This is a genomic window from Streptomyces sp. ICC4, from assembly GCF_003287915.1.
GTDB lineage: Bacteria > Actinomycetota > Actinomycetes > Streptomycetales > Streptomycetaceae > Streptomyces > Streptomyces tritrimontium.
This window is the reverse complement of sequence record NZ_CP030286.1, coordinates 8,599,032-8,615,491: the sequence shown is the minus strand read 5'-3', so window position 1 is coordinate 8,615,491 and position 16,460 is coordinate 8,599,032. Positions and strand designations below refer to the sequence as shown.

Annotated in this window: 16 protein-coding genes and 2 pseudogenes; 9 read left to right on the top strand and 9 right to left on the bottom strand. The window is 73.0% G+C overall.

The genetic code is table 11. The annotated features are described in order from the left end of the window. Positions 1-23: 23 nt before the first annotated feature. Positions 24-2,102 carry an elongation factor G gene (gene fusA / locus DRB89_RS40540; RefSeq protein WP_112463722.1) on the bottom strand — a complete coding sequence of 693 codons (2,079 nt, stop codon included), beginning with the start codon at positions 2,100-2,102 and terminating at the stop codon, positions 24-26. Positions 2,103-2,334: 232 nt separating this feature from the next. Here fusA and DRB89_RS40535 point away from each other — a divergent pair, with 232 nt between their 5' ends. The 3 genes from DRB89_RS40535 (at position 2,335) to DRB89_RS40525 (ending at position 5,176) form a co-directional block, all read left to right on the top strand. Continuing rightward, positions 2,335-3,252 carry an ABC transporter substrate-binding protein gene (locus tag DRB89_RS40535; protein ID WP_239516632.1) on the top strand — a complete coding sequence of 306 codons (918 nt, stop codon included), beginning with the start codon at positions 2,335-2,337 and terminating at the stop codon, positions 3,250-3,252. Between the two features lie 62 nt (positions 3,253-3,314). After that, the gene (locus DRB89_RS40530) at positions 3,315-4,331 is read left to right on the top strand and encodes an iron ABC transporter permease (protein ID WP_239516631.1); all 1,017 of its coding nucleotides are present in this window, start codon (positions 3,315-3,317) and stop codon (positions 4,329-4,331) included. Beyond that, positions 4,328-5,176, top strand: a complete 849-nt coding sequence (locus DRB89_RS40525) for an ABC transporter ATP-binding protein (protein WP_112452573.1) — start codon at positions 4,328-4,330, stop codon at positions 5,174-5,176. The genes DRB89_RS40530 and DRB89_RS40525 overlap by 4 nt, the downstream gene beginning before the upstream one ends. Positions 5,177-5,795: 619 nt before the next feature. On the opposite strand, the pseudogene DRB89_RS40520 reads toward DRB89_RS40525, so the two are convergent. The 3 genes and pseudogenes from DRB89_RS40520 to DRB89_RS40510 all read right to left on the bottom strand — a co-directional run. Further along, positions 5,796-6,398 (bottom strand): annotated as a pseudogene (locus DRB89_RS40520) (ParB/RepB/Spo0J family partition protein); the annotation flags it as partial. Then, entirely contained in the window at positions 6,395-7,657 is a 1,263-nt protein-coding gene (locus DRB89_RS40515) for a ParA family protein (RefSeq protein ID WP_112452909.1), read from the bottom strand. The pseudogene DRB89_RS40520 and the gene DRB89_RS40515, both read right to left, overlap by 4 nt. A gap of 310 nt (positions 7,658-7,967) precedes the next feature. Continuing rightward, positions 7,968-8,642 carry a ScbR family autoregulator-binding transcription factor gene (locus DRB89_RS40510; RefSeq protein WP_112452910.1) on the bottom strand — a complete coding sequence of 225 codons (675 nt, stop codon included), beginning with the start codon at positions 8,640-8,642 and terminating at the stop codon, positions 7,968-7,970. A gap of 473 nt (positions 8,643-9,115) precedes the next feature. Between DRB89_RS40510 and DRB89_RS43990 the strand changes: the two are divergent. The 4 genes and pseudogenes from DRB89_RS43990 to DRB89_RS40495 all read left to right on the top strand — a co-directional run. Then, positions 9,116-9,331 (top strand): annotated as a pseudogene (locus DRB89_RS43990) (HAD-IA family hydrolase); the annotation flags it as partial. 39 nt (positions 9,332-9,370) lie between these two features. Next, a complete protein-coding gene (locus tag DRB89_RS43985) occupies positions 9,371-10,009 on the top strand; it encodes a LysE family translocator (protein ID WP_112452914.1) in 639 nt (212 codons plus the stop codon). 84 nt (positions 10,010-10,093) lie between these two features. After that, a complete protein-coding gene (locus DRB89_RS40500; protein WP_112452915.1) occupies positions 10,094-10,648 on the top strand; it encodes a hypothetical protein in 555 nt (184 codons plus the stop codon). A gap of 57 nt (positions 10,649-10,705) precedes the next feature. Continuing rightward, a complete protein-coding gene (locus tag DRB89_RS40495) occupies positions 10,706-11,617 on the top strand; it encodes a sigma-70 family RNA polymerase sigma factor (RefSeq protein ID WP_112454409.1) in 912 nt (303 codons plus the stop codon). Here the strand turns inward: DRB89_RS40495 and DRB89_RS40490 are convergent. From DRB89_RS40490 to DRB89_RS45595, 5 genes are all read right to left on the bottom strand, one after another. Further along, positions 11,614-12,807: a DUF4239 domain-containing protein gene (locus DRB89_RS40490; protein WP_343234837.1), complete on the bottom strand. Its 1,194-nt coding sequence runs from the start codon at positions 12,805-12,807 to the stop codon at positions 11,614-11,616. The genes DRB89_RS40495 and DRB89_RS40490 overlap by 4 nt on opposite strands. 530 nt (positions 12,808-13,337) lie before the next feature. Further along, the gene (locus DRB89_RS40485; RefSeq protein ID WP_112452881.1) at positions 13,338-13,805 is read right to left on the bottom strand and encodes an NUDIX domain-containing protein; all 468 of its coding nucleotides are present in this window, start codon (positions 13,803-13,805) and stop codon (positions 13,338-13,340) included. 157 nt (positions 13,806-13,962) lie between these two features. Beyond that, on the bottom strand, positions 13,963-14,439 hold the full coding sequence (locus tag DRB89_RS40475) for a hypothetical protein (RefSeq protein WP_112452880.1): 477 nt from the start codon (positions 14,437-14,439) through the stop codon (positions 13,963-13,965). Beyond that, positions 14,440-15,168, bottom strand: a complete 729-nt coding sequence (locus tag DRB89_RS40470) for a class I SAM-dependent methyltransferase (RefSeq protein WP_112452879.1) — start codon at positions 15,166-15,168, stop codon at positions 14,440-14,442. It abuts the gene before it with no gap. 4 nt (positions 15,169-15,172) lie between these two features. Further along, complete coding sequence (locus DRB89_RS45595) at positions 15,173-15,535, bottom strand: hypothetical protein (RefSeq protein WP_239516629.1); 363 nt, start codon at positions 15,533-15,535, stop codon at positions 15,173-15,175. On the opposite strand from DRB89_RS45595, the gene DRB89_RS45590 reads away from it, so the two are divergent. Further along, positions 15,434-15,856 (top strand): IclR family transcriptional regulator, encoded by a 423-nt coding sequence (locus tag DRB89_RS45590; RefSeq protein ID WP_343234715.1) that lies wholly within the window; start codon positions 15,434-15,436, stop codon positions 15,854-15,856. The two genes, DRB89_RS45595 and DRB89_RS45590, sit on opposite strands and share 102 nt — an antisense overlap. Positions 15,857-16,091: 235 nt before the next feature. Further along, complete coding sequence (locus DRB89_RS40460) at positions 16,092-16,379, top strand: DUF4436 family protein (RefSeq protein ID WP_343234858.1); 288 nt, start codon at positions 16,092-16,094, stop codon at positions 16,377-16,379. Positions 16,380-16,460 lie beyond the last annotated feature (81 nt).

Sequence of the window (16,460 nt, the reverse complement as noted above, 5' to 3'; positions counted from 1 at the left end):
CGAGGCCGGCGCCCTCCCCGCGGTTACCGCGCGGCCAGGACCGCCTCGGCCACCGACCGCGGTACGGGCGCCGCCGCGGCCGGCCGGGTGGTGAAGGTGCCCCGGCCCCGGGTCCGGCCGCGTAGCCCGGACGCGTAGCCGAAGAGCTCCGCCAGCGGAACGGCCGCCGTGACCACGGCGGTACCGGCCCGGGAAGTGGAGCCCGAGACCTTCCCCCGGCGGGCCGCGAGATCGCCGAGCACCCCGCCGACGGAGTCCTCCGGAACGGTGACCGCGACCTCCACGACCGGTTCCAGCAGTTCCATCGCGCTCGCTCGCAGCGCCTCGCGCAGCGCGAACCGCCCCGCCGCCCGGAACGCCATCTCCGAGGAGTCCTTGGAGTGGGTCGCGCCGTCGGTGAGCGTGACCCGCAGTCCGGTCACCGGGTAGCCGCCCAGGGGGCCCTCCGCGAGGGCGTCCCGGCAGCCGGCCTCCACGGCACGCACGTACTCCAGGGGCACCCGGCCGCCGACGACCGTCGACCCGAACTCCATCCCCGCCTCCTCCCACGGTTCGACGTCCACGACGACGTGGGCGAACTGCCCCGCGCCGCCGTCCTGTTTGACGTGCCGGTACACCAGGCCCGTCACGCCCCGCACCACGGTCTCCCGGTAGGACACCTGCGGCCGGCCGACGGCGACGTCCAGCCCGTGGCCGCGGCGGATCTTCTCCACCGCGACCTCCAGATGGAGCTCGCCCATCCCCGACAGCACGGTCTGCCCGGTCTCCGGGTCGGACCGCACCACGAGGGAGGGGTCCTCGACGACGAGCCGCGCCAGTGCCGACGACAGCCGGCCGACGTCGGCGCTGCGCCGGGCCTCCACCGCGACCGTCACCACCGGTTCCGCCACCAGGGGCGGTTCGAGGACCACGGGCGCCGACGGCGCGCACAGGGTCGCCCCGGCACGTACGTTCTTCAGCCCCACCACGGCGACGATGTCACCGGCCGTCACCTCCTCCATCTCCTCGTGCCGGTCGGCCTGCACGCGCAGGATCCGGCCGATCCGCTCCGTGCGGCCCGTACCGGCGTCCAGCACCGTTTCCCCCTTGCGCGCCGTACCCGCGTAGACGCGCACGTAGGTGAGCCGCCCGGTGGCCGTCGCCGTCACCTTGAACGCCAGGGCGGTGAAGGGCTCCGCCGGGTCGGCGGCGCGCTCCTGTTCCGAGCCGGCCCGCAGGCCGCGTACGGCCGGTACGTCGGCGGGCGAAGGCAGGTACGCCAGCACCGCGTCGAGCAGCGGTTCGACACCCCGGTTGCGGTACGCCGAGCCGCACAGCACCACGACGCCGTCCCCGCTGAGGGTCAGGTCGCGCAGCGCGGCGGCCAGGGTGTGCGCGGTCAGGGCCGCCGTCGCGCAGAACTCCTCCAGCGCGGCCGGGTGGAGTTCGGCCACCGCCTCCTCCAGTGCCCGGCGCCGGCGGCCGGCCTCCTCGCGCAGCGGCTCGGGGACCGGTCCGGTCTCGCACGTGTCGGATCCGGTGTGCCAGACCAGCGCGCGCATCCGCAGGAGGTCGACCACGCCGGTGAAGCCGTCCTCGCGCCCGATGGGCAGTTGGACGACCAGCGGTACGGTGCCCAGCCGCTCCCGGATCGAGGCGACCGCGGTGTCCAGGTCCGCGCCCGCCCGGTCCAGCTTGTTGACGAAGGCGATCCGCGGCACGCCGTGCCGGTCCGCCTGCCGCCACACCGTCTCGCTCTGCGGCTCGACGCCCGCGACGGCGTCGAACACCGCGACCGCCCCGTCGAGCACCCGCAGCGAACGCTCCACCTCGTCGGAGAAGTCGACGTGGCCGGGGGTGTCGATCAGGTTGAGGCGGTGGCCGCCCCAGGCGCAGCTCACGGCCGCCGCGGAGATGGTGATGCCCCGGTCGCGTTCCTGCGGGTCGAAGTCGGTGACGGTGGTGCCGTCGTGGACCTCGCCGCGCTTGTGCACGGCGCCGGTGGCGAACAGGATCCGTTCGGTGATCGTCGTCTTGCCCGCGTCCACGTGCGCGAGGATGCCCAGATTACGGATGGTGGCGAGGGCGGCGGTGGTGAGGGCGGCCGTGCAGGGCGGGTCCAGGCCCGTGGCCCGCGGGTCGCGGGACTCGGTGACGGCCTATGGCGAGGCTGCCGCGCACCCGCCGGGTGACCGGCATCAGCGCCCACACCACCCTGCGGAAGTTCTTCGGCGGCCCCGATTCCTGGGTGGGTCTGGACGTGCTGCGCCCCGACCAGATCGCCGCCCTGCAACGGCCCGCCGCCCCGCGCGGGCCCGGGCCCGAGGACGGAGGAGTGCGTGGGCAGCGTCAGAGGTGTATAAGCGACAGGTGTACGGCTACCGGGTCGCCGCGCCCGGGTACCCGTACACCGTCGCCAACTGCGGTGTCAGCAGCACCTATCAGGTGCCCCCGCGGCGGGCCGTGACCATGAACCAGCACGCCACCGAGCTGCTCCTCGCCCTCGGGCTGGAGGACAGGATGGCCGGGACCGCCTATCTCGACGACGCGGTGCTGCCCGCCTACCGGCCGGCCTACGACAAGATCAAGGTCCTGGCGAAGGAGTACCCCTCCAAGGAGGTTCTGCTCGGCGCCAACCCGGACTTCGTGTACGGGGGTTACTCCAGCGCCTTCGACAAGGCGCAGGGCCGCGACCGCGAGGGGCTCGCGAAATCCGGCATCGACTCCCGGCTCAGCGTGGAGTACTGCACGGACGGGCCCGTCGGCCTGAACCAGCTCAAGACCGAGATCACCGAGGTGGCGCGCACTTTCGGCGTGCCCGAGCGCGGCGACAGGCTCATCGCCGACGAGCAGCGCCGCATCGACGCCGTCACCGCGCGGGTGAAGGACAAGGCCAAGCCCGGCGTCTTCGTCTACGACTCGGGCGACGCCTCCGCCTTCACCTCGGGGGGCAACGGCATCGGCAGCGAGATCATCTCCCTGGCGGGCGGGACGAACGTGTTCGCCGACCTCCAGGACACCTTCGGCGATGTGTCGTGGGAGAAGGTCATCGAGCGGGCGCCCGAGGTCGTCCTCATCTACGACTACGGCGGCACCACCGTCGAAGCCAAGAAGCAGCGTCTGTTGAACGACCCGGCGCTGGCGCGGGTTCCCGCGGTCAAGAACCGGCGGTTCGTGGTGCTCCCGCTCTCCTCCGCCGTGCTCGGGGTGCGGGTCGCCGACGCCGTCGAGTCGCTGGGCTCCCAGCTCCACCCCGACCCCGACCCCGCGTGAGGGCGCACCGCACGCGCCGCACGCCCCGTACGATCCGCACGCCCCGTGCGATCCGGACCTCGGTGACCCTCGCCGTACTCGCCGCCGCGCTCGCCGTCTCCGCCGTGGCCGGGCTGGCCCTGGGGCCGGTGCGGATCCCCCCGGGCCAGGTGCTCGACATCCTGCTCGCCGGACCGGCGCCGGGCACGGGCGGCGGTGCCTTCGGCGCCATCGTGTGGGACGTCCGGATGCCGCGCGTGCTCCTCGGCACCGTCGTCGGCGCCGGGCTCGCCGTCGCGGGAGCCGTGCTGCAGGCCCTCGTGCGCAACCCGCTCGCGGACCCGTTCCTGCTCGGGGCCTCCTCCGGGGCCTCGGCCGGCGCGGTCCTGGTGATCGTCTTCGGCGCGGGGATCCTCGGCTTCGCGGGCGGGGCCGCCGTGCCGCTCGCCGCCTTCGCCGGATCGATGGGCGCGCTCGTCGCCGTCTACGCGATGGCCCGGCGGGGCGGCGCCATGACCACCGGCCGGCTGATCCTCGCCGGAGTCGCCGTCCAGTACATCCTGTCCGCCCTGACCAGCCTGGTCCTGGTACTGGCCGCGCACCCCGACCAGATCCGCAGCGTGCTGTTCTGGACCCTCGGCGGTCTCGGCGGGGCCCGCTGGGGCGAGCTGGCCCTGCCCGCGGCCGCCCTGGTCCTCGGCACCGGCCTGCTCGTCGCCCTGGCCCGGCCGCTCGACCTGCTGCTCGCCGGCGAGGAGGGCGCGCACACGCTCGGCCTGGACACCGGGCGGTTCCGGGCCGCCGTCTTCGTCCTCACCTCGCTCGTCATCGGGGTGCTCGTGGCCTACAGCGGGGCGATCGGCTTCGTGGGGCTGATGGTTCCGCACGCCGCCCGCATGGCCGTCGGCGCCGGGCACAGGGCGCTGCTGCCCGTGGCCGCGGTGGGCGGGGCGGTGTTCCTGACCCTGGCCGACCTGGCCGCCCGTACCGTCGCCGCGCCGGAGGAGATCCCCGTCGGCGTGGTCACCGCGCTCGTCGGCGGGCCGTTCTTCCTGTGGATGCTGCGCCGCTCCACCCGTACCGAAGGGGTCGTGGGATGACGGTCGGACGGAAGGCGGGCCCGAAGACGGGGCCTGGGGCGGGGCCTGCGGCGGGGCCCGCGGAACTCGCCGTCGAAGCCGTCCGTTACGAGATCGACGGGCAGCCGCTGCTGCACGGAATCGACCTCACCGCCCGCCCCGGCGAGACGGTCGGCGTGGTCGGGCCCAACGGCAGCGGCAAGACGACGCTGCTGCGCTGCGTCTACGGCACCCTGCGCCCGACCGGCGGGCGCGTGCTGCTGGACGGCGCGGACACGGCATCGCTGGGCGTCAAGGACCGCGCCCGGCGGGTGGCGGTCGTTCCCCAGGACGCGGCCGGCGCCTTCGGCCTCACCGTGCGGGAAGTGGTGGCCATGGGGCGCAGCCCGCACAAGAGGTTCTGGGAGCAGGACGGTCCCGAGGACGCGCGCCGTGTCGGCGAGGCCCTGGAGACCGTGGGGGCGGCCGCCCTCGCGGGGCGGCGGTTCGACGAGCTCTCCGGCGGCGAGCGCCAGCGCGCCCTGGTGGCCCGCGCGCTCGTCCAGGACCCCGGCCTGCTCGCCCTCGACGAGCCGACCAACCACCTGGACATCCGCTACCAACTGGAGATCCTCGGGCTGGTCCGCGCCCTGCCGGCAACGGCCCTGCTGGTCCTGCACGACCTCAACCTCGCGGCGATGTACTGCGACCGCCTCTACGTCCTGGCGGACGGCCGGGTGGCCGCCTCGGGCACCCCGGCGCAGGTGCTGACGGAGGCCCTGCTGACCGAGGTCTACGGGGTCCGCACCCGGGTGGGCAGCCACCCGACGGCAGGGGTTCCGAACATCGTCTATGTTCCGGAGGATGGGGAACGAGCGGGGCACTGACGCGGCGGTCTGGGACGGGCTGCGGTTCGGGGAAGCGGCGGGGGGGCGGCTCCGCCGTTCCCGGCTGGAGGGCCTGAGCATGAACCGCTCCGCGCCCGACGGGATCCTGGTGGGGCTGATCGGCATCAGCGGCCGGCTGTCGTACCGGCCGGACCTGCCGCAGGCCGTGCTGGAGGCGGTGATCGCCCACCCGGACCCGAAGCTGCGCGCCGGGTTCGCCGAACACCGGGGCACCACGCTGGGCTTCTCCCGGACCGGCACCCGCACCTGTGTCGGGTTCACGGCCGACCAGTGGTCCCGGCTCGTGCTCGCGGAGCCGAACTCCCAGCGGATGTACTGGCTGGCGGTCGACGCGGTCGAGGTCGCCCGGGCGCGGCTGACGGAGGAGGCGTACGAAGCGCTGGCGGGCGCCGCCTCCGACGCGGTCAGGGCGGACGCCGCGAGCCTGCACGGCATGCCGGATCGGCTGCTCGGCGCACTGGCCCGCGATCCGGCCCCGTCCGTGCGCGCGGCGGCCTGCGGGGCGGGCGGCTTCCTCCGCCGCCGGCGCCTGGTCCTCCTGGGGGAGGCGGCCGATGCGGCGGGCCGGTTCCACCTTCAGCTCGCCCGTCTCCACCTTGTCCTGGAGTTCCGGGGTGAGGTTGAGGAGGGTCAGGCGCTGGGAGACCCAGGCGGGCGTCTTGCCGAGCCGCTTGGCCACCTGGGCCTGGGAGCCGTGGACCTCGACGAGCTCCTGCAGCGCGCGGGCCTGGTCCATGGGCGCCACGTCGACGCGGTGGACGTTGGCGATGAGGGCCGACTCCAGGATGTCCGCCGCCGAGGTGGAGAGTGAGTCGTTGACGTGGATGTGCATGGTCCGCAGGCCGGCCCGCTGGGCCGCCGCCAGGCGCCGGTTGCCGTCGATGACGACGTACGGGGCGCGGCCCAGGCCGTCGGTGTGGCCCGGGTGGGCCTCCATGAACGCCATCCGGGTGGCGACCGCCAGCGGCTGGAGCTGGCCGCGGACGGTCAGGGACGCCGCGAGCTCGTCGAGCTCGGTGAGGTCCTCGCGCAGGTTGAAGGGGTTGTGGGCGAGGGCTTCGATGGGAACTTCGGACGGGGGGACCACGCCGGAGGTGGGGGCGCCGGTCGCCTCGGCGATGGCGGTGCGACGGGAGCTGATGCCGACGGGCTGGGCACGGGCGAAGGACGGCGAGACTCCGAGTTTGTCGGCCTTGCTCATGAGATCTCCCTTGCGAGGGCGCGCAGGGCGATCGCCTGGTCGCCCTTGGGTGCGTAGACGAACAGCGGCTGCTTCACGCGTACCGCTTCGCGCTGTTCCTTGAGGTCGGGAACGATGGCCACCACGCGCGGATCCTTTATGTCCATCCAGGCCTGGAGGGAGGAGGTCGCGATGTAGCCGCGCCGGCCGTCGTAGAGGTTGACGACGAGCCCGAGGTAGTCGATGTCGAGGCTGAGGTCGTCGCGCAGATCGTTGATCTGGGAGGTGAGCAGGTCGTAGGCGTCCGCGGAGGAGTCCTCGGCCTGTACGACGATCAGCGCGCCCGAGGCGCCGGGCTGTTCGGCGTCGCGGCGTCGGCCGTAGTAGATGGCGGCGTCCATGCTGAGGCCGAGGCTCGGGGGGCAGTCGATGAGGATGACGTCGTAGTCGGACTCGACCGGGGCGAGGGCGCGTTCGAGGGCGGCCTCGCGGGCGCGGACCGTGGAGAGGCGGACGTCGAGGAGGAAGGCGTCCGTACAGGCGGGGAGGATGTGGAGGCGGTCGCCGAAGCGGTCGTCCGGGATGGGGACGATCAGGTCGGCGAGGGGGCCCTTGGCTTCGCCCGCCATGTGGCACGTGAGGCTGTCCCCGCCGATGGGCAGCGGCTGCCGGCCCAGCTGCTTGGTGAGGTGGCCCTGGGGGTCGAAGTCGACGAGCAGGACGCGCATGCCGAGGCCGGGCAGGTCCTCCAGGTCGACGGGTGCGCCGGACTCCGCACCCGGGACCTCGCCGTCCTCGACGGCCGAGAGCCGGGCCAGTTGGCGGGCGACGCGGACCGGGTGGAGGCTGGCGGGATCCTCGGCGAGGGCCTCGGCGGTGCCGGCGGTGATGGCGGTCTTGCCGACTCCGCCCTTCTGGTTGCACACCACGATGCGGCGGACGACGGAGGGCCGCTTGACCGTGGGGGCCGGGTTCATCTCCAGCCAGAGGCGGACGGCTTGGGCGAGTCCCTGGATGAGGGAGACGCCACGGTCCTTGGAGTCGGCGCGGAAGGACTCCCACTGGCCCGCGGGCAGCCAGGTGGAGAAGGACTCGGCTCCGGAGGTGTCGACGGGGGAGGGGGCTGAGGCGAGCGCGCTCCAGTGGGCGATGCCCTGGTGCACGGCGTCCTGGATGTCCACACGCAGCTGGGCGGTGCGGATCTTCAGCTCCTGCCGCAGCCACGGGGGGAGTTTGGAGACGACCTTCTCTCGGTCGTTCGGGGACGAGGGCGAAGTCATGAGAGGGACTTTACTAACGTTCTAGGGTGTCCGTGGGCGCCACGCTTGAGTTTTGCTAACGAAGTGGTGTGGAAGTGTCCGGATCGAGCCTGAACAGGGCCGGATCGGGGCCGGATCGAGGTCCGGATCCAGGTCCGGATCAGGGCCGTGCGGGACAGTGCCGGGCCGCAGGGCGGGGCCGGGCCGCAGTTCCGGGCCGGGCCGCACGGCGGGGCCGGGCCCGGGTACGCGACAGGGCGGCCTCGCACACGCCGTAGCGAGCACCCCCGTGGTTCACCACGGCGTGTGCGAGGCCGCCCTGGATACGTCGTCAGCCGACCGCGACCCGCGATGAGTCGGAGGTCGGCAGACCGAGCTCGGCCCGGCACTCGGGCGAGCCGGCCAGGTCGAAGAGGGGGATGCGGTGCGCGGGCACGATCCCCGGGAGCAGGAAGGTCCACAGGTCGATGACCCGGGTGTGCAGGTCCTCGCGGCCGGTGCGCACGTGCGAGGTCACCTGGATGCCGGTGAACGAGCCGACGAGCATGGTCGACAGGTCGCGCACGTCGAGCGACGGCAGTACGTCGCCGCGTTCCTGGGCCGGCGTCAGACAGCCGCGGATGATGTCGATCCAGGAGTTGTACGGGTTCGGGTCCGGGTCGGTGAAGGAACCGAACTCGATGAGCAGCCGGATCCCGGCGCGGATGCGGACATTGGTCCGCAGCCCGAACGCCATCTGGTGGGTCAGGTCGATGGCGGTCTGGAGGCCCGGCTCCTCGATGGCGGGGACGTTTGCGGAGACCTGGAACTGCTCTTCCACCAAAGTGTGGGCGAGGGCTTCCTTGGAGGGGAAGTGGAAGTACAGGGCTCCCTTGGTGACACCGGCGTGCCCGACCACGTCGGTCAGGCTGGTGCCGTGGAACCCCTTCTCGTCGAAGGCGAGGGCCGCGCCGTCGAGGATCGCCTGCCGGGTGATCTCCGCACGTTCCTGCCTGACCCTCGCCATGCCTCTTCCCCCTGGGATCGCGGTACTTCGCCGTGCCCTTCGGGTTGATCAAGGGCGGCTGAAGGTCAATTTAGACAGATGACGGGTAAAAAAACCAGTCGACCAGTACTTTTTTCGGTGGCCGGGCATTAACGGCGTTAACACGGGAGCCTTGGCTGGTCTGTTGTGACGGGTGGGGGGTGTGGGTGCGAACCCGGCGACGGGTGGGTGTGGAAAGGGTTGGGCTAGGGCCGGGGGGGGTGGGACGGGCGGAGCGGGGGGCGGGGTGGAGGGGGGGGGGGGGGGCGCGGGCCGGGCGGATGGGAAGAGGGGGGGGCGGGTTCCCGCTCCTCGGCCACGGCCGCCGGGTAGAGACGCTCGGGCTGACGGTCCCGGCGCCACCACGAGATGGCGCCGAGCACGACCGGGGCGACGCCGGTGCAGAGGCCGGCGGTGCGCACGTCGGAAACGATGAGCAGGGCAGAGAGCTGACCACGGTGGTCTCCGCCGAGGAGGTGGCGCAGGGCAAGCCCGCCCCGGACGTGTTCCTGGAGGCGGCGCGGCGCCTGGGCGCGGAGCCCGCCGACTGCGTGGCCGTCGAGGACGCGGCGCCGGGCGCGCTGGCCGCCCGCGCGGCGGGCATGCGGTGCGTGGCGGTCCCGTACGTGGCGGCCACCGCCGACGATCCCTCCTTCCCCTCCGCCGGGCTCCCCTTCCCCTCCCGCCAGCCGTCCGGAACGATGAGCCGCATGGTGTCCACCGATCGACTGCTCGCCTTCGCCGCGATGTCGCTGCTGCTGATCCTGATTCCCGGGCCGAGCGTGCTCTTCGTCATCGGGCGCGCCCTCTCCCAGGGGCGGCGGGCCGTCCTGACGACCGTGGCCGGGAACACGCTGGGCGCGTACGTGCTGGTCGTCGCCGTGGCCTTCGGGGTGGGCTCGATCGTCGAGCGGTCGGTGCTCGTGTTCACGGCGCTCAAGCTCGCGGGAGCCGCGTACCTCGTCTACCTGGGGGTCAAGGCCTTCCGGCAGCGGCGCGCCCTGCGCGCGGACTTCGGTGCGGACGCGACCGATTACGGGACGTGGCGCTCGCTGTGGGAGGGCTTCGCGGTCGGCGTGGCCAACCCGAAGACCATCGTGTTCTTCGCCGCCGTCCTCCCGCAGTTCGTGGACCGCGACCGGGGCCACGTGGCGGCCCAAATGCTGATCCTCGGCCTGGTGTTCAACCTCATCGCCGTGGTCTGCGACAGTGCCTGGGGCATGCTCGCGGCGACCGCCCGCAGCTGGTTCTCGCGGTCGCCTCAGCGGCTGTCCGCGATCGGCGGGGCCGGCGGGCTCGCGATGATCGGTCTCGGCGTGACCGTCGCCGCGACCGGGCGCAAAGACTGATTCGAAGCAAGGCAGAAGCACTGCTCGAACCACTGCTCGACGCACCGCTCGAAGCACGGCCCGTAGACCGTCCCAGGGGGATCCATGCGCGTCCGCTTACTCCACCAGCTCCTCGTACCGGTCGCCGCCGGCGCCCTCCTGCTGACCGGCTGCGCCGGCGAGCCGGAGAGCAAGGCGCCGAACACGAACGTGAGCTTCAAGCCCGTCCCGAGCGCCACGGCGCCCGAGCCGTCGAAACCCGGCGCGGGCGTCATCCAGTGGTACCAGAGCGGCGGCCGCGAGCGGCTCAACGGCCTGATCACCTCGGCGAGGATCGCCCACGGCAGCCACGAGGCGGACAAGGTGTACATCGACATGGGCCCCCTGTCCACCAGCCTGGAGGACGCACATGGGTACGCGATGATCCCCGACCCGAAGACCCACGAGTCGTGGACCAAGGCCCGCAAGCAGATCGGCTCGGGGCTGCGCCGGGTGATGGCCACGTCCGGTCTGGGCGTGCCCTCGAGGGACGTGGACGACATGGCCGGGGTGCCCGGCGACGGCTGGTCGTGGATCGCCGACGGCATCGAGACCCTCAGGGACACGGACGCGCAGCTGCGCGCCCTGGGCTGCGTATCCACCGAGGACCCCTGGAAGTAGGCGGCGGGTCTGGGGAGGTCTGGCGAAGTCTGGCGAGAGGGAGTTCGGGGCGTGGGCGTGTGTGAGCAGGACGTGCTGGCGGGGCGGTTCGAGGAGCACCGGGCCCATCTGCGGGCCGTCGCCTACCGGATGCTCGGCTCGCTCGGTGAGGCCGAGGACGCGGTCCAGGAGTGCTGGCTGCGGCTGAGCCGCACCGATGTCGGTGACGTGGAGAACCTCGGCGGCTGGCTGACGACGGTCGTGGCGCGGCTGTGCCTGAACGGGCTGCGTGCGCGGGAGACGCGCCGCGAGGACTCCCTGGAGATCCGCATGCCCGATCCGGTCCTCAGCCGGGAGGGTGCGGTCGAGCCCGAGGACGAGGTGCTGCTGGCCGATTCGGTCGGGCTGGCGCTGCTGGTCGTCCTGGAAGAGCTCGCGCCCGCCGAGCGGTTGGCGTTCGTCCTGCACGACATGTTCTCCGTGCCCTTCGACGAGATCTCCCTGATGCTCGACAAGACCCCGGCGGCCACCCGGCAGCTCGCCAGCCGGGCGCGCCGCCGCGTCCAGGGGCGGGCGCCCGCGCCGGATCCGGACCTCTCCCGGCAGCGCGCGGCCGTCAGCGCGTTCTTCGCGGCCACGCAGGACGGGGACTTCGAGGCGCTCCTAGCCCTGCTCCACCCGGATGTCGTCCTGCGTTCCGACGGCGGTGTCGAACGCGCCGGCCAGTCGGTAGTCCTGACCGGCGCCCGGACCGTGGGCTCCCAGGCGGCGCTGTACTCCGCGCTCGCCCCGTTCGTCCGCCCCGTGCTGGTCAACGGGGCCGCGGGCGTGCTGTGCGTGGTCGGGGGGCGGCTGATGTCGATGCTGGCCTTCACGGTCACCGACGGCCTGATCACCGCCATCGACGTGCTCACCGACCCCGACCGGCTGGACTCCATCGACCTGGGCCCCATCCTCGACCCCCTCGTCGGGGACCGCCGCCGGGGCTAGGGCCAGAACTGTGCCAGTGCCGCCTCCTTGTACGGTGCCGGGCTCACGCTCAGGTCCCCGGCGAAGGGCCGGTCCAGCGCCATCACCAGCAGCAGGCTGAAGCCGATCAGGCCGGCCACCGCCGAGACGAACAGCAGCTGCATCTTCAGGCTGCGCAGCCCGAAGAGGAAGGTGAGCGGGAGGATCACGAACGCTCCCCCGTAGACGAGGACTTGCAGCAGGATCGGCAGCGAGGTCTCGGCCATCGTCACCCTCGCCCGCCGCTGTGCGGCGACGTCGTTGAGGCGGCCGGCGGCCTCCCCGTAGAAGGTCTCGCTCCGGGCGCCGACGGGCTCGTAGGCCTGGAGTGCCGTGTACAGGGCGTGCGTCTGGTCGGCGGTGGCCTCGTAGCTGGGCCGACCCTCGCGCATGAGGGGCCACTGGACCTCGACGACGGCGTGGACGTATTCCCCCACGGCCCGGTCCACGCGGGCGCGTTCGGCCGGGGGGAAGACCTCCGCGCTGCGGACGACGAGGGCCAGGTCGGTGGCCTCGCTCGCGACGATCGTCTGGGTGTTCTCCAGCTGGGTCCACAGGGTGACGACGACGAAGGCCAGGATGATGCCGTAGATCGCGCCGAACATGCCGAGGGCGACACCGACCATCTCGTTGTGCTCGCCGCCCGCGAGGTGCGGGAACCGGCGGCGGGCGGCCAGGCTGCCGCCGATGGCGAGGGCGACGAAGCCGCCGACGAGGACGACGCCGAGGAGGAAGGTGCTGAGGTGGTTGAGCAGCCAGAGGATCACGTCCCGCTCAACGACCGCCCGGCGGGAAGGTCCCGCCCGTAGATCAGCGCGAGCCGTCGCCCGTGCCCGCCGCCCCGCCCGCGGGTGCTTGGTGCTGGTCCGCGGGTCCCGGGTGGGGGGCGCGGGGCTGCGGTTGGGACGGGAGACGGCCGCCGCTCGGGGGTGGTTGAAGGACACCGTACGGGTGACGATCCGTCCACCCGGCAGGCTCTCCAACGACCGCTCCAGATACCCGAACGCGACCAGCTCCCGCAGCCCGTTGGCGATCGAGGTCTCCCCGAGCGGAAGCTGCTTGACCAGGTCTTTGATCCCGATGGGGGTTCCGGCGGGCAGCGACTGGATGTAGATCCCCAGGATCCGCGCGACGGCCGACATCTCGGGATGCTGGATGAGGTCGTTGCTCACGACCGTGAACCGCCCGGTGAGCCGGACGTTGGAGTGTCGAACCCCGTATGTCGCGCGCGTGGGCGCGGTAAAGTGCACCGAAGCCATGGGGAAGGTTGTGCTTCCTGTGTGGTCAGGCCCTCGATCGGGATTCGCAGTCCCGTCGGGGGCCGTCTCATGTCTGATGTCTGAGTTGTCGGGGCGAGCATATGCCAGACAACCACCGCGAAATCCACCTCAGTTGGCCGATTCACCCGTGTGAGTGAGAGCCCGCGCAGCGGGAGGCCTGGTGGGGTTTGGGATGAGTTCTTTCTCCCAGTACTTGAACCAAAAGAAGCATCGGGCCCCACCGGGACGCGCCCCACCACGACCCGGCAACCCCGGCCTCCCGCACGCAAGTTCGCCCCGCGCCTCAGCGCGCGGACCTGACGACGATCCAGTGTTTCCGGGTGCCCGGAGCGCGACCGACGCCCCCGTCGTCCCGGCCCGGCCCGGCTACTGAACGCCAGGGCGCGGCAGTTGATCTGCCGCAACGTCTGCCCGTGCGCAGATCAGCGGACGACGGGTCCCCGGCCGGCCCTCCAGTCGTCGATGCGCTTGCGGATGCTCGGCACCATCGGCAGGCCGTCCACGGCCTCCGGCGCGAACCACGCCACCTCGAACGACTCGTCCGACACGCGCAGGCTTCCTCCGGTGGGCCGGGCGAGGAGGCAGATCGAGAACTCCTGCCGCACCTCGCCGTCGTCGTAGGAGAAGACGTGGCCCGGGTTGGTGTACGTCCCGACGATCCCGACGATCTCGACCGTCACCCCCGTCTCCTCGAAGGTCTCCCGGATGGCGCAATCCCCGACGGATTCGCCGAGCTCCATCTTCCCGCCGGGCAGAGCCCACATCCCGTTGTCGGCGCGTCGCTGCAAGAGGATGCGCCCGCCCTCGTCCACGACGACGGCCGAGGCGGCGGGCACGAGGCTGTTCGCCTTGGGGGCTCGGGGGTCGTCCTCGTAGTCACGCCTGGGCATCTCGCTCCACTTCCCGTACGTCGCGACCTCGGCTCCACAACTCCTCGACGTGGGCGGAGAATCTGTCGAACATGCCATCCGTCTGACGCCGTCGCAGGTGCCGGAGGGTGACCGTGAGGGCCCGGCCTACCGGCCCTCGTGTGGCGACCGGCGGCCGTCAGTCCCACATGTTGAAGACGGCCGTGCCGATGGTGTGTGGTTGCCAGTAGTCGATCTCGCTCCGCTCCGTCTCCGCGAGGGCCGAGGTGTCCGCCTCCGAGAACGGGGAGCGCAGGAGCGTGGCGGGCAGGACGGTGAAGCCGGAGTCGGTGAGGGTGGCCGCCCAGGGCGGGGGGTCCTGGAACTCGTCCGTGTAGCCGAAGCGGCGTTCGTCCACGAAGGCGACCAGCGGGTGGTGGACGTGGAAGAGGGCGACGTGCGCGGCGCCCTCCCGGTCGGTGAGCGTGGCGCTGTGGAAGTTCTGCGGGTAGCACTCCTCCACGAAGTCGTCGACCCGTCCGCCGGCCGCCAGGGCGGCCGCCTGCCAGGCGGTGCGGCAGTCCTCGGGGTCGGTGTCCGGCAGCGGTGGTTCGCTGACGTGGCGGAAGCCCGTCGCGCCCCGGGGGAGCGGGAACGCGGTCTGCGGGTCGCTCATCTACGCCGCCTTCCGGGCCAGGACCAGCCGCCAGTGGGGGGTGCCGTCCGCGCGCCGGCCGAAGGGGGTCAGGGGGACGGTCTCCACGGTGAAGCCCGCCGCGCGCAGGTCAGCGCGTACGGGCCCGAAGGGGAAGGTCCGGTAGTACATGACGAACGGCGGCCGCCGGACGGCATTGCGCACGCGCATCGCCGCGTCGAAGCCGGTCAGCGCCCACCAGGCCGGGCGGCTCGGCGGGATCGGGGCGCCGATCGGGAAGGCGAAGACGCCGCCGGGGCGCAGGGCCGCGTGGACCCCGGCGAAGACCGCGGGCCGCTCGGCCGGCAGGAAGTGCCCGAAGGCGCCGAAGCTGACCGCCAGGTCGTACGAGTCCCGGAGCCCGGCCGGCAGGGCCCGCGCGTCGGCCCGCAGCAGGTCCACGCGCTCCTCGGGGTGGGCGAGCCCGGCCTCGGCCAGCATCCCCGCGCTCAGGTCCACGCCCGTCACCCGGCCCCGGCACAGCCGGCGCAGCATCCCGAGGCCGGCGCCCGTACCGCAGCACACGTCGAGCCCGGTGGCGAAGGAGCCCTCCCGCTGCGCGAGGGTCTCCTCGACGGCGTCGAGCATCCGGTCGGGGGTGCGGAAGGGGGTCCGGTCGAACTTGGGCGCCAGCAGGTCGTAGCCCCGCTCGACGGAGGACAGGGCCTGTACGGCCAGTTCGCGCAGGGTCGGGCCCTCTGAGGTGAACACACGGTCAGCCTAATGACCTCGTGCCCGCCGGCGGCGCGTCTTCGGGAGTGTCGGGCAGGGCCGGATCCTGGCCTCCCTCGTCGAACAGGGCTACGCCGTCACCGACGGCCGCGGCAGCTACGGCGTCGGCCTGCGGCTGCGCACCCTCGCCGCCCGGGTCTCCACCGACCGGCCCGAAGGCATCGTCGAACTGCTGGAGTTCCTGCAGAAGTGCACCGGCCAGGCCGTCCACCTGGCGCTGCGCAGCGGCGACGCGCTCACGTGCATCCGCAAGATCGAGAGCGACCAGCCCTTCCGGACCGCCTCGCGCGTCGGGGCGCGGATCCCCGCGCACGCCACCGCCACCGGCAAGGCCGTCCTCGCGCACCTGCCGCCGGCGGAGGCCGAGGAGATCGTCCGCGCCGCCGGCCTGCCCGCCCTGACCCCGCGGACCCTCACCGAACCGGACGCGCTCACGGCGGAGCTGGAACGGGTCCGTACGCGCGGCTACGCCGTCGACGACGAGGAGAACCAGGCCTCCGTACGCTGCGTGGGCGCGCCCCTCTTCGACCGCGACGGCGTGCCGGTGGGCGCGCTGAGCCTGACCGGGGTCACCTTCCTGACCACGCGGGAGGAGCTGGAGCGGTTCTCGCCGGCGCTGCTGCAGGCCGCGCGGGGCGTGGAGCGGCTGCTCCGGCTCGGCGGCTGACGGCGCCCGGACCTCCACGCGGACGCGCGCATGCGGCGGCCGCGGTGGTCCCCCTCCTGGCCACCGCGGCCGCCGTTCCCCCGTACCCCGTTGGTACCCCTAGCGCCTGTCGCTTTAACACGCCGGGGAAGGCGTCGGCCGGGAGCGAGGGGGCCGGGAGCGAGGGGGCCGGGACCGACGTGGTCCGGCCGCCCCCGACCTCCTCCCGGACCGGCCCGGGCAGCCAGGATCCGTCCTGATCGGCGGGTGGTTCCTCGTCACCCGCAGCAAGGGGCTCACCTGGCCGGCCCTCGGCTGGATGGCCGCCACCCTGTTCGCCCTGGCGGCCTTCCGCAACACCGCTCCCGGCACGCCGCCGATCGGCTGCCTGCTCGATTACCTGGCCTTCCTGTGGGCGGAGACCGCCATCGCGTTCTGCCTGGTCACCGTGGTCGTCATGGGCATCCGCGCGGAGCCGCGGCGCGATCCGCGGGAAGGTAGGGAAGGGGCGGAGGCCGCCGAGGGGCAGGCGGGCCCGTCCTGAACCGGGGTACGGGGGCGGTCGCGGGCGCGGTGGCATTCGGGTGGCGGGCGGCGACCGGCCCGCGCGACGCGCACGGGAGGC